Here is a 13,097-nt window from a genome sequence, read left to right as displayed (position 1 = left end):
AAGACACAAACCACCCTAACTCGTGAAGTTACCCCCTAATTAACTTCACACATTCCGAAATTCCAAACAATTTTTCAAAACGAGATCATCTTTCCAGGTCTCTTCTTCGAAAAAAGCTCACCATACTGTGAGCTTTTTTTTATTTAAATGAACTTAACAATTTCCTCAATAATCAAATCAACATTTGTAACCGTCACTGACTTTTTCTTAGCCTTGGGACAATGCTTATCCAATTTTTTAGTCATACTATGATTTAAAATATTAGTTAGCAAAATGGCGAATTTAACGCCTTGAAAATATTGATCATTATATTTTTTATCTACCTCAAAATACTTACAATTCGGTAGAATTCGCTTTAATTTTTGAATCGTAGGTGTTGCCCCTCCGACAATCATAATTTCTGCCTTATTAATTTCACTCACATCCACGGATTGTTCCAAAGTCATTTCGTACACTTGTTCCTCTGCTTCTGATGGCTCTTTTATTATTGACTCTAATTGGGCACATCTTTCTTTTAGATTCTCCAACTCTTTTTCTAACCGTTCCTTTTCATGCATTGTTGTCATTAAGTTAGACCGTAACTGTTTTAATTGAAGTTTATACATTTTCTCTTGATTCAACTTTTCCTCACTCAGGGAGAGTTTTAACAACTTATTCGTTTCTTTTACTGATTTTAAATCGCGTTTAAGTAACTCGACTTCTTTTTCCAACTGCTTCGAAATCATTTGATCCTTTAACGTATAAGAGCGGAAAAAGAACTCTCGATTTTCTTTCATCACTTGACTCATTACAAAATACGGTAATAATTCATTTAACAACTCCTCAAATGCTTCAAGTTCTGAAATAGGTAAAACTAAATCTCCGATTTCAATACTAGCTCCCTCTTCTTCAATTAGATTGTCTCCATCGGTACATAATAAAAGAGTCATTAACTGGTAGACATCTGTTATGGTTAACCGATAGACCGTGTGTTGATCAATTAATCCTAAATCTCTCATCCACTGGATGTGAGAACTTAATTTTTCTTCCTGATAACACCTCTCTAGCTTATCATTTAAAACATCGACTACATTTTGTCCTAAATAGTCAGAATAACTCCGGTAAAAGTGCTTAACTCTCTTAAACGTTATTGAATTAGGTTTCGTTAATTGATACTTGAAATATTGATAATTCAGCTCATCGGTGTCGAGTTCAAAGTCTAAAATTTTTCGTTGAATTCCGTCATAAGTGACTTTTAATTGGTTAAAAAATGTTGTCTCATCGTACTGAACCTCTAATTTTTCTAGAAAAAAATCAAAAATAGATACATCCATTAAATCACTTTGATTGATCAATTCTTCATCCTTCATTAATACCTCTAGCCCAGTATCCGAAATTAATTTACTACGACCATAATATTTTTTTAATTGTTTGTAAAGAGCCCCATACTGCTTATAGAGTTCTTCAAATAAAACATTAAAAATAATTGAATCTTCTTTAGAGGCTTCAAACAAACAATAAGCACATTTTAGTTTATATTCTTCTTTTAAACTGGGCCTCTCCAAACACACATGCTTATAATATTTATACTGATCCCGTTGTTTCCAAACGAGTGGAAATCGACGATGTAACCCTTCAATGGTTGAGAATTTACAATTTGCTAACACATATGCTAAAAAGACCTCTCGATTTTCAATCAATCGAGTTCGTCTCATATTTCAACCCCTCCTCATCCTTTTTTACATTATATGCAAACAAACCTTACAATTATGAGTGAAATCGTCAATAATCTCTACTTATCGATACATGATTAGAACAGCATCAATGGATTAATTAATGACTACAAAAGAAACTGATCGTTACACAGATACAGTCAAATTTCTTAATTTAAAACGATTAATTTCTTTAACTTAGTTTTCGCAATAAACTCTAGCGAAATTTTCAACATCCTATTCAAAAATAAAACGGCATGGCTCTTTAATAGATACCATACCGTTTAACATGCTTCTACTTCCTTAACAGTAGATGATTATTTTTTCAATTTAGGGAATCCAATAATAATTGCAAGGATTCCGAATATCCCCATTAACATCGGATAATGAACAAATTTAACAATTTCCATTGGAGAAATAGCGGCTAACCCTGCAGCTCCTAATACTTGGGCTCCATATGGAATTAGGCCTTGCCAACATGAAGAGAAAATATCTAGTAAACTAGCTGAACGACGAGGATCAATATCAAATTCATCGGCGATTTCTTTAGCTAATGGACCTGCCATTACAATTGCAATGGTATTATTAGCTGTACATAAATCAATGACACTAACTAAAGTCGCAATTCCAAACTCTGCTCCTTTTTTTGATTTAATACGAGATTTAATTAAATATAATAAATAATCAATTCCACCATTATGTTTAATTAACTCTAATACCCCACCGACTACAATACAAATCATTGCTAATTCTTGCATACCAGCCATTCCATCTGAAGTGGCAGTAATTAAATTTAATAAACTAAATGAGTGAGTCGCTAATCCGATGATCCCAGCTAATACGATCCCGCCTCCAAGTAAAACAAAAACATTTATTCCTAGTAAGGCTCCAACTAAAATTGCAACATATGGAATAACCTTCATCCACTCTACTTGATAAACCGCAGTTAAATCAACTTGATATTGTGAGGTCATAACAAATAAAATAATTAATGCCAGGATGGCAGCGGGTAAAACAATTAAAAAATTCACTTTGAATTTATCTTTCAGTTCACACCCTTGCGTACGCACAGCAGCAATCGTTGTGTCAGAAATGATTGATAAGTTATCACCAAACATTCCTCCACCAACAATCGCTCCAACAACTAATGCGACAGGAATTCCAGTTGCTTCTGCAACTCCAAGACCAACTGGGGTTAATGCGGTGATTGTTCCAACTGATGTTCCCATTGAAACTGAAATAAATCCCGCAATGATAAATAATCCAACGACTACTAAATTAGGTGGTAAAATCGATAAACTTAAATTTACTGTTGCATCAACACCACCCATTGCTTTTGCTACACCAGAAAAAGCCCCTGCTAATAAAAAAATCATGACCATCATGATAATATTTTCGTTTCCTGCTCCCTTACAGAAAATAGCTACTTTATCATTAAAACGTTCTTTTCGATTAAACATAAACGCTGCAACTGATGCTAACAAAAAGGCAACTAATACAGGCATCGCATAAAAATCACCTGTCATTATTCCACTTCCAACGAATAAAATTAAAAAGATCCCTAATGGCAATAATGCCCACGGATTTCCCTTACTCTTTTTTGGGTTCATTTTTCTCCTCCTTCTAGGTCCATCATAATAGACCATACCTACAAATCTACTGTATTCAGTTTACTCGCTCTGTCGAGCTTTGTCAACAATTGTGATGATGGTTTTTTCATATCATTTTCATCTTTTAAACATAATTTTAACAAAAACATAAATTTATTCGACAAAATATACTAGAAAAAAGAGACAGAATTAAGCTATATTATAGAAAAGCAGTATAAAAGGGGTTACATGAAAATGAGTATAAAACAAACGATATTAAGTCGCCTTCATCGAATCGAGCGCGAAGGCATGAGTGATTTAATTTATTTCTTAACATCAGAAAGTGATTATTTCACGGCACCTGCTAGTGTTAAAGGTCATTGTAACTATCCATATGGCTTAGCTATCCATAGCCATAATGTCGTAGAATTATTAATTGAAAAAAACGAAAAATTTCATTTGGGGCTATCAATCGAAAGTATTTATCTTGCTGGATATCTCCATGACTTATGCAAAACAAATATTTTTCAACCCGTGCTTAAACTTCGATATAATCAGAAAAACGAAAAAGAATGCTACTTTACGTATGACTGTATGGATGAAATTCCACTTGGACATGGGGAAAAAAGTGTCATTCTTGCTCAGCAGTATATTAAACTCACACTAGAGGAGATTATGCTCATTCGTTGGCATACAGGTCCACATACTCCGTGTGAAAATATTTATCGCTACGATCAGGCTCTTGCAGTTTGTCCAGCTATTAAAGCCATCTTCACTGCTGATGAAGAAGCTGCAACTTTTCTAGAAAAAACAAAAGAAACACCTATTTTTCAACCAAGTGTATTTTATACCTGGAAAAAAACCGGTGTTTTACCCAAAATTTCATCATATTAAAAAGCTGTATCATGATTGATACAGCTTTTTATTTAAATAAATGGATTATAAAAGCGTGATCCATTATTAAACGTCATCCATAAAAAGATAATCATACAAACAGTCACACTAACAATGGCAATCCAATCACGAACCACAAATGGACGCTCACTATAGAATGTTCGTTTTTTATTTTTTCCAAATGCACGTAATTCCATCGCATAACTTATCGTTTCGATACGTTCTAGACTAGTAAAGATAAGTGGCAGTAAAATAGCTCCCATATTTTTAAGTCGTTTGGTTAACTTTTCTTTATGAGATAAATCAATTCCACGCGCTTGCTGAGCCTGTGAAATCTCAATAAAATCACGTTGAATATCAGGAATATAACGCATCGCAATTGAAACTGAATAGGCAATTCGATAACTAATACCTAGCTTATTTAAAGAGGCCGCAAATTCACTCGGATTTGTTGTCGCTAAGAAAATTAATCCAATCGGAATAATCGTTAAATATTTAATCGTCATATTAAACTGATAAAATAATTGCTCTTTTGTTAAAATATAAGGTCCAAATAGCTTGACTAAGTTGTGCTGTGTCCCATAAATGGAAACACCTTCTAGCGGCGCGAATAAAAAGACAGCTAAATTATTAATTAATAAAAAGACTAAAATGAAATAAAACACAAAAGCAATATCTTTAAAGTCTAGTTTTGAAATTTTAAAAATGACAAAACTCAAGATTAACATGATCACCAAAACACGGGTATCATAACTTAACATTGCCGTAATCGACCATAGTAAAAAACAAATCAATTTCGTACTTCCTGTTAAACGATGAATCGGCGAATCGATATCAATATAAGCTAATAACTTCGTACTCACTAAGTTCTCACCACCTTATCACTTGCAATAAATTTACAAACAAAGTCAACTGGAGATAAATCTCCAATTTTATTAGCTAAATCATATAATGAAGTTTTCTTCAAATGAGCTTTTTCAATTAACTCATGATTTGTTAAAACATTCCACGTCGAGTCATCGCCAATAACCTCACCATTTGTAATCACTAATGCACGTGTTGTATACTCAAGCATTAAATGCATATCATGTGTGATCATCAAAATGGTAATTCCACGCTCATTTAATGACTTTAAAAACTCCATAATTTCTGTATAATGCTTTAAATCTTGTCCCGCTGTCGGCTCATCCAAAATTAGAATTTCAGGATTTAAAACTAAAATAGAAGCAATCGTCACTCGTTTTTTCTGTCCAAAACTTAAAGCAGAAATAGGCCAATTACGGAAAGGATAAAGTCCACAAATGGTTAGAGTCTCATGAACACGACGTTTCACTTCCTCTTCCTCAATTCCACGAACTCGCAGGCCAAATGCGACTTCATCAAAGATCATTGTTTTTGAAATCATCTGGTTTGGATTTTGCATGACTAATCCAATTTTTTCAGCACGTTCTTTGATCGTATGTGATGATAAATCAACACCTTTAAATTCAATCGTCCCTGATGTCGGTTTATAAAAGCCGCTAATAAGTTTTGAAATGGTTGATTTACCAGCACCGTTTTTACCAACAATGCTTACCATTTCACCTTGATGAATTTTAAATGACATATTTTTAAGAATTGGCAGATTTACCTGATAGCCAAATGTGACATCTTTAAATTCCAAGGCTACCTCTTGATTCTCATATGGCGTTAATCCTTGAGATTCATTAAACCACGTCATGACAGGTTCGATACAAGAAGTAAGATTCATCTCTTCTAACGATTGTGGATTCATGTCTTCAGTAATTTGACAACCTGCATACTTTAAGGCTGTCACATAAAGAGGCTCACGAATGCCGACCTCTTCAAGTAATGTTGAAGCTAATAGTTGATTTGGTGTCATATCAGCAATAATTTCACCTTGATTAACGACAACAATTCGATCAACTTTTTTATATAAAACATCCTCTAAACGATGTTCAATGATAACGATTGTTTTTCCAGTCTTTTGATGAATGTCATCAATTAATGTCATCGTATGCAACCCAGCAGCTGGATCTAAACTGGCCAATGGTTCATCAAACAATAAAATATCAATCTCATCAACCATTACACCCGCAAGTGTTACACGTTGCTTTTGTCCACCTGAAAGTTCATGTGGTGAATGAGTTAAATGAGAATTAATATCCACTAAATGTGCGACTTGATTAACAGTTGTCAACATCTCCTGTTGAGGCACCACTAAATTTTCTAATTTAAAAGCAATATCTTCACCAACCGTTAATCCAATAAACTGATCATCAGGATTTTGCAAAACAGTTCCAACATGAGCTGAACGTTCAAAAATGTTATGTTTTAAAGCATTTTGACCTTTAATTTTAAATGTCCCACTTGTAGTCCCTTTATAAATATTCGGAATTAAACCATTAATACAGTGTGCAATGGTACTTTTTCCTGATCCAGAAGGACCGACAATGACAACCTTCTCGCCCTCATAAATCGTTAAATTAATATTTTTAAGAGTTGGGCTTGACTGAACTCGATATTGAAAGCTAAAATTTTCGAATTCAATAACTGGCTTTCGCATGCGCTTCATCCTTTCTCTCTCTCTTTAATCATGAGATGAACTAAAATCAACTTTATCTCTTTTATAAAACTCATTTTAACTCATCTCAAAAATGGCCAACTTTTATATTATAACATATTTTTTGTCGAATAATGTTTGAAAAATCTTACAACTGTTTCAAAAAAATTGAGGGAAACATCCCTCAATTTTAGTCTTCCATTGTTAAACTTCCTTTTTCTGTACGTGTCTTTGCATAAGTTGTCACTAATAAAGAGCCTAATATCCCAATTGTCACCATATTGACACATCCAGCAACAATTCCTTGTGAATAAACTTTATCTACAGGTTCTGCATAAATAAAAACATCTAGTGTAGGAGCGATGATAAACCATCCAATAATGTTAGCAACAATTTGTGCAACATTAAATTTAATTAACTCCTTAACCCCAAATACTCCATCTTCAATGTTAATACTTTTAGAAATAAGTCCAATGACAAGTCCAATCATAGCTGATGCAATGATCCAACTCATCCAAGGAGAACCAAAAATTAAAACATCTTTTAAGAAATGCCCGATTAATCCAGTTGCAAATCCCGCTAAAGGACCATATAACAGTGCAATTAAAGCTAATACAGCATAAGAAGTTTCTAGACTTGTATTTGGAATTCCTGTTGGAATAGAAGCAAATCGTGATAAAACAACAAAAATGGCTGCTCCAATACCAATCGCTACAATGGTTTGAATTGATCGATTTTTATTCATTTAACTATCTCCTTAATTGTTATTTGTTCATACTGTTATCTAGTTTATACCTTCGAAATTTTTGTCAAACTTTGTCCATTATTTAGTATATAAGGAGAGCTGTTCAGTGTCAATAAACAAACTTATAAATTGATTGATAGTAAAACGAAATTTACTATCAGATGAATATCATTTAGTGCTAAAGAAAAAAGACACTGTTTAATACAGTGTCTAATGGTTATTTATTGATAGCTTGTGAGGCAATATAGGCCGTTGACATAGCTGCTTGTATATTATATCCACCTGTGTCTCCATCTATATCTAAAACTTCTCCAATGAAATAAAGGTTGCTTACTTTTTTTGATTCCATCGTCTTAGGAGAAATCTCTTTTATTGAAACTCCTCCAGTCGTTACCATCGCGACATGATAACCTCCCAGTTCTTTCACTTCCATCTCATATTCAGTTAAAGTGGTTAATAACTTTTGTCGAGTCGCTTTATTAAGTTCGGCACACTTTAAGCTTTCATCAATTCCACATAATTCTAATAGCTTATCTGCAAATCGTTTCGTTAAATTCAACTCTCGAATCACTGATTTTACCAAGGTCTTTCCACCACTATTTAATTTTTTCGTTAATTGGCTTCTAAACTCATCAATCGATTCAGCAGCTACGAAATTACATTTGATGACATCACCTGATTGCATATAACGTGAGTTATTTATAATCCCAGGTCCTGATACACCAGTATGTGTTAATAAGAAATCACCTTGATAAGCTCCAATTTTTTTCCCTCCACGCCATAACGTATAAGGTAGCTCCTCAAATGATGTTCCTGACATATCAGATAGTTCATAATTCTTAATTTTTAATGGGGTTAACGCTGGCTTTGTTGGAACAATTTTATGCCCAAACGTTTTCGCCCACACGAATCCATCACCCGTTGATCCAGTATGCGGGTAGCTTAAACCACCGGTTGCAACAACAACAACCGGGCTTTCAAAACTCCCTTTTACTGTCTCTAAATGGAATAGTTCCTCTTCTTTTACTAATGATTCAACCGCTGATTCATAATGAATCTCAATCGAACGTCGTCGACATTCCTCAAGTAAAACATTTAATACATCTTGAGATTTTAACGACTTTGGGAAAATTTTCCCCTTCTCAGTTGTCATAAACTCTAATCCACGTTTTTTAAAGAAGTTTAATAAGTCTTCATTTTGAAAAGACAATAGAGCATGTTTTAAAAATTTGGCATTTGCTCCATAGCACGTTAAAAAATGATGAATATCACCTGCCTGTGTAATATTACATTTTCCTGCACCCGCCATTAATAACTTACGACCACACGATTTATTTTTTTCTAAAATAGCAATGCGCTGTTTTTTATTTGCACACATGATAGCAGCAAATAACCCAGCTGGTCCACCACCAATAATAATCACATCATATTTTTTCAAATGTCAATCCTCCGACTTTTATGACCTCATCTAATTAGACAGTCATATCCTCTTGCTGTCTTTTGCCTTTTTAGTTTATCACTCTTCCCTCGTGTCTGCAAGAACAACTCATCGAAAAAAACCTAGTGATGAGCACTAGGTTTAAAAGAAAATCCTTTTAAGTTCTTGGCAAGCTCGATTCATAAATTCTTTAATCTCGAGTTCAGATAGGACCTGTAATGGTTGGACGCCTTTTTCTTCCGTTCCCTTGATTAAATCAGCGCACAACACTTTTTCTTTCCACGCTGTAATTTCATGTTCAGTTAACAAGGGATGAGCAGCTATAGCCATCGGATCACTTAGTAAATCCCTAATTTCGTGAATCCAAGTTGCCCTAAGAAGAACCTGCTCATCTATTATCCCCATATCGCTATAATAAAGTGAATATAGTTGTGTCCGAGGTATTCGTTCTTTTTCTCGATGAAAATATGGAGCATAAATTTGGTCTCGCCATAAATAATCCGTATAGATATGAATGAGATATCCTAATAAAAAACATTGAGAGTGAGTTGAAATGACCTGACGTGCCGTTAAAATGGCTTCCTCATAGCTTCGATCGGCTTCATGATAAAAGTGGGTAGTCGCTTTATCTTCCCATGTTTGTCCTGCTCTCATGTGAATGGCATCCGGACTAATCACACCTAAAACAAGTTCCGAATTTAATGGTTGCTGTAACTCCTCGTATAATCGATATAAAATTTCTAAGTGCACAATCGGTGATGGCATTGTTCAAACACCTTCTTATCCTTGTTGTTTTAAAATAGCGATTGAACGCTGCTCAAATGAGTCTAATTCAACGGCTTGAACAACATTTAATAAATAATCCTCAATCTGTTGTCCTTGAGGTTTTGGGAAACTGTTCATGTAATCATAAAATAAGACAGCTGGTTTACACGTCTCAAACTCATAACGCCCCAAATACTCATAGGGTTGTGACAACACCTTTAAATGAGAACAAATTGAAGTGATAAATGCTAATTTAACATTAAAATCAATATATGCAAGTAATGACTTATACGTTGATTTCACCTCTTTATACGTCATCATAAGCTCTTTATTTTTCTTTAATGAACGATATAATGGTTTTAATGCCTGTTCAATTGAAAGTGTCTTGAATAATTGCTCAACTAATGAATGAATAAACATTTTTGAATCTAACTGAAGTGAACCAATCAGATGCTCATTGACACGTGAAACTGAATGATTGAGATTAAAGCTTAATAAATAAACCTTTTGATCAGTTAAATATGTTTCAGTTAGCCGTTCATTAATCATTTCAATTAATACATTCGTCCCTATTTCTTTTTCATATTGCTTAATTCTTTGCTTAATTCGTGGTAAACGTTCTTCTATCCAGAACACTTTAAACTTTACTTTTTCTAATTCTGCTACAATTTTAACTAAGGAACTTAGCAATAACTGTGCATCACGCTTGACAAATTTTTTGTATCCTTTAGTTGCTGTTTGATAATCATCTGACTTTTTATACATAGAAATTAAAAACTTTGGACTGCCTAGTAGTTCTGCTACTTGAAGGTTTTCAAAATCTTGATCAGCTAAAACTAATGGAAAAACAAGTGAAGTTAGGGTCTCTTCCTTAGGAATTAACTTCTGAATGCGTTTAATCTCATTCCTAGCGTCTTGTGTCAAACATTCCTCAAAATAATAAATGATTCGCTCATCATCACTTGTCGTTTGAATAGGTGCATCAGAGCATAAAAGCTCTAAAAAGCAGAGTATATCTAATAAATACGATGGTAGAAATTCTAATGTCTTTTTCTGTTCATTCATGAAGCAATCCCCCTGAAACCAATATCATTTTAATCCTATTGTATCATAGGAAATAATAAGAGGATATTCCTTTTTTTATTTATGTCTCGATAGAACATAAATAACAGAACCAAGCCTTAACAAGGCTTGGTTAGACAAAGCAACTAATTGATATTGTCCTTGCAAATATACAGTTACGCCAACTAATCCACCAAGTATTTTAATGGCTAGGATCTTAAGTGCTAACTGACTGTATTGGAGTAAATTGTTATCTGTTTTATTAGTTTATTGGTGCCACTTGAGATTCCAACATTTTCACTCACTGATACCGTTCCCTAGTAGACACTGTTTATGTCCCACTTATTTCAACTGATGCAGCACTGTAATTACTCATAAATCGCACCACCATAGTAAAAGCCTTTATGTTTTTAAACAAATCATGATTTAAATTAATCATACAACTTTCAGCCTTATTCGCTCCACAGAAAAATCATGTACCTGGCAATGTATCGGGGATTTTAACCGTTTTCTGGTCTGATCCTATAGCGACAATATTAACGATACGATTTAGACTATGGGCAAGACAGGCTCCTCATTTTTATAGCTATACAGGAACTTAATATTTTTCTAAATTCTATATCGTTCCCATTCCCTACTTCAGTCGAATGGATACTTCTCTGCTCATCCTATGAATTCCTAAAAAAGATGACACCTATTTATAGGTTGAAAAGTGCACCACTATATTTTTTCAACTCTTCTCTACAGGCATAATGAATGATTTACCTACTCAAACAAAATTGTACCTTTTTTAATATATTGCATATATTATACTAAAAATAAGAGAATATTTAACTCTATATACTAGCATACATTAACACAAGTTTTACACTCATCCTATCTTAAAATAGATTAACACTACTATCATTCAACTAAATGCATGATTTTTTTCAGGTTATCGTAGACGTTAAATCATCTTTTATTTTATTCAGTCATAATTTTTCTTTTTAATTCCATCATATGCCTATTTTTAATTTCTAAATTAAGGGTATTACTAACTATTCATATAAAGGAGTTAATTAAATGAATAAATATAAAGTATGTGTCTATGCAATAGCTAAAAATGAAGAACAATTTGTAGATCGTTGGATGGATCATGTAAGTGAAGCTGATTTAGTTGTTGTGCTTGATACGGGGTCAACGGACCATACAATAGAAAAGCTTAAATCTAGGGGTGCTCTTGTCTATCAATCGAAAGCAGATAAATTTAGATTCGATTCTGCACGAAATGAGTGTCTCGAATATATTCCTACAGATGTTGATATTTGTGTTTCGGCAGATGTTGATGATGTCATTGAATATGGTTGGAGAAAAAACTTAGAGAAGGCGTGGAAAAAGGATACGACTAGAGGCTTTTATCTATATAATTGGTCGTTCAATGAAGAGGGACAACCACTTGTTCAATACACACATAATAGAATACATGCGAGACACGGTTATCATTGGATTTATCCAACACATGAAATTGTAGAATATATTGGAGAAGGAGAAGAAAAACCAGTATTCCTTACAGGTGTAGTTTATAATCATTATCCTGATGGAGCAAAAGATCGCAGTTTAAATTTACCATTATTAGAGCTTGCTGTAGAAGAAAATCCAAATAGTAATCGAAATCTACATTATCTAGGTCGAGAATATCTATTTTACCAAGAATGGGATAAAGCAATTGATATGTTAAAGCGATATTTAGACGATCCAAACTCTACTTGGGATGAAGAACGATCAGCTTCTATGAGATTTATTGCTCGGGCATACAGAGAAAAAAAGGATTATTCTAAATCAAAAAAATGGCTTTATTTGGCGATGGCTGAAACGCCAAATGCGAGAGAACCTTATGTTGAAAGAGCACAGTTATCTTATTTAGAACAAGATTGGCCTGCTGTTTATTACTTTATCCATGAAGCATTAAAAATTAAAGAAAAAAGTTATGGTTATGTTAATGAAGGATTTGCTTGGGACGCAACGCCTTATGATTTAGGTGCACTCGCTTGCTATTACCTGGGCCTCTATCAGCAAGCAATTAATTATTCAAATGAAGCACTAATACTTTCACCACATGATCCAAGACTTTTATCTAATCATCAATATTACTTGGAGCATCAAGAAAAATATCTAAAAAACTCTCTCTGATGCTGACATAAAAAGTCAAAATAATAAGCTAATAAATGCAGCGTTTATAATCCCTAAAAGAGGTAACTCTAATTAATTTGTTTCAGAAATCAGCTTCTATTCCCAATAGGGCTTATTCCTTTTAATTTCAGATTCTATAATATTGGGTGTTGCTGAATAAGCAATGCCTTTTTTCATGACG

Annotated in this window: 10 protein-coding genes; 2 read left to right on the top strand and 8 right to left on the bottom strand. The window is 33.6% G+C overall.

Features of this window, described 5'->3' with window-relative positions:
- Positions 1-143 precede the first annotated feature (143 nt).
- Both NEH74_RS09785 and NEH74_RS09780 read right to left on the bottom strand, forming a co-directional pair.
- Positions 144-1,694 (bottom strand): hypothetical protein, encoded by a 1,551-nt coding sequence (locus NEH74_RS09785; RefSeq protein WP_262941331.1) that lies wholly within the window; start codon positions 1,692-1,694, stop codon positions 144-146.
- A gap of 314 nt (positions 1,695-2,008) precedes the next feature.
- Positions 2,009-3,301 carry a Na+/H+ antiporter NhaC family protein gene (locus NEH74_RS09780; protein WP_262941330.1) on the bottom strand — a complete coding sequence of 431 codons (1,293 nt, stop codon included), beginning with the start codon at positions 3,299-3,301 and terminating at the stop codon, positions 2,009-2,011.
- A 234-nt stretch (positions 3,302-3,535) separates the two neighbouring features.
- On the opposite strand from NEH74_RS09780, the gene NEH74_RS09775 reads away from it, so the two are divergent.
- Positions 3,536-4,174 (top strand): HD domain-containing protein, encoded by a 639-nt coding sequence (locus NEH74_RS09775; RefSeq protein ID WP_262941329.1) that lies wholly within the window; start codon positions 3,536-3,538, stop codon positions 4,172-4,174.
- A 32-nt stretch (positions 4,175-4,206) separates the two neighbouring features.
- Here the strand turns inward: NEH74_RS09775 and NEH74_RS09770 are convergent, their stop codons facing one another.
- The 6 genes from NEH74_RS09770 to NEH74_RS09745 all read right to left on the bottom strand — a co-directional run bounded on the left by NEH74_RS09770 (position 4,207) and on the right by NEH74_RS09745 (position 10,750).
- Positions 4,207-5,037: an energy-coupling factor transporter transmembrane component T family protein gene (locus tag NEH74_RS09770; protein ID WP_055304754.1), complete on the bottom strand. Its 831-nt coding sequence runs from the start codon at positions 5,035-5,037 to the stop codon at positions 4,207-4,209.
- The gene (locus NEH74_RS09765) at positions 5,037-6,749 is read right to left on the bottom strand and encodes an ABC transporter ATP-binding protein (protein WP_262941328.1); all 1,713 of its coding nucleotides are present in this window, start codon (positions 6,747-6,749) and stop codon (positions 5,037-5,039) included. The genes NEH74_RS09770 and NEH74_RS09765 overlap by 1 nt, the downstream gene beginning before the upstream one ends.
- Before the next feature lie 178 nt (positions 6,750-6,927).
- A complete protein-coding gene (locus NEH74_RS09760; RefSeq protein WP_055304750.1) occupies positions 6,928-7,482 on the bottom strand; it encodes an ECF-type riboflavin transporter substrate-binding protein in 555 nt (184 codons plus the stop codon).
- 217 nt (positions 7,483-7,699) lie between these two features.
- Positions 7,700-8,920 (bottom strand): NAD(P)/FAD-dependent oxidoreductase, encoded by a 1,221-nt coding sequence (locus NEH74_RS09755; protein ID WP_055304748.1) that lies wholly within the window; start codon positions 8,918-8,920, stop codon positions 7,700-7,702.
- A 141-nt stretch (positions 8,921-9,061) separates the two neighbouring features.
- On the bottom strand, positions 9,062-9,685 hold the full coding sequence (locus tag NEH74_RS09750) for a zinc dependent phospholipase C family protein (protein WP_055304746.1): 624 nt from the start codon (positions 9,683-9,685) through the stop codon (positions 9,062-9,064).
- A gap of 15 nt (positions 9,686-9,700) precedes the next feature.
- On the bottom strand, positions 9,701-10,750 hold the full coding sequence (locus NEH74_RS09745) for a hypothetical protein (RefSeq protein WP_055304744.1): 1,050 nt from the start codon (positions 10,748-10,750) through the stop codon (positions 9,701-9,703).
- A gap of 1,059 nt (positions 10,751-11,809) precedes the next feature.
- Between NEH74_RS09745 and NEH74_RS09740 the strand changes: the two genes are divergently transcribed.
- On the top strand, positions 11,810-12,916 hold the full coding sequence (locus tag NEH74_RS09740; protein WP_055304742.1) for a glycosyltransferase: 1,107 nt from the start codon (positions 11,810-11,812) through the stop codon (positions 12,914-12,916).
- Positions 12,917-13,097: the final 181 nt, after the last annotated feature.

This window comes from Turicibacter sp. GALT-G1, assembly GCF_025594995.1.
GTDB classification, from domain to species: domain Bacteria; phylum Bacillota_I; class Bacilli_A; order MOL361; family Turicibacteraceae; genus Turicibacter; species Turicibacter bilis.
This window is presented reverse-complemented; position numbering and strand designations above follow the sequence as displayed.

Excerpts from the sequence above, each read along its gene's own strand:
- NEH74_RS09775 (WP_262941329.1), top strand. The coding sequence starts at position 3,536 with ATGAGTATAAAACAAACGATATTAAGTCGCCTTCATCGAATCGAGCGC.
- NEH74_RS09745 (WP_055304744.1), bottom strand. The coding sequence starts at position 10,750 with ATGAATGAACAGAAAAAGACATTAGAATTTCTACCATCGTATTTATTA.
- NEH74_RS09750 (WP_055304746.1), bottom strand. The coding sequence starts at position 9,685 with ATGCCATCACCGATTGTGCACTTAGAAATTTTATATCGATTATACGAG.
- NEH74_RS09780 (WP_262941330.1), bottom strand. The coding sequence starts at position 3,301 with ATGAACCCAAAAAAGAGTAAGGGAAATCCGTGGGCATTATTGCCATTA.
- NEH74_RS09740 (WP_055304742.1), top strand. The coding sequence starts at position 11,810 with ATGAATAAATATAAAGTATGTGTCTATGCAATAGCTAAAAATGAAGAA.
- NEH74_RS09760 (WP_055304750.1), bottom strand. The coding sequence starts at position 7,482 with ATGAATAAAAATCGATCAATTCAAACCATTGTAGCGATTGGTATTGGA.
- NEH74_RS09765 (WP_262941328.1), bottom strand. The coding sequence starts at position 6,749 with ATGAAGCGCATGCGAAAGCCAGTTATTGAATTCGAAAATTTTAGCTTT.
- NEH74_RS09785 (WP_262941331.1), bottom strand. The coding sequence starts at position 1,694 with ATGAGACGAACTCGATTGATTGAAAATCGAGAGGTCTTTTTAGCATAT.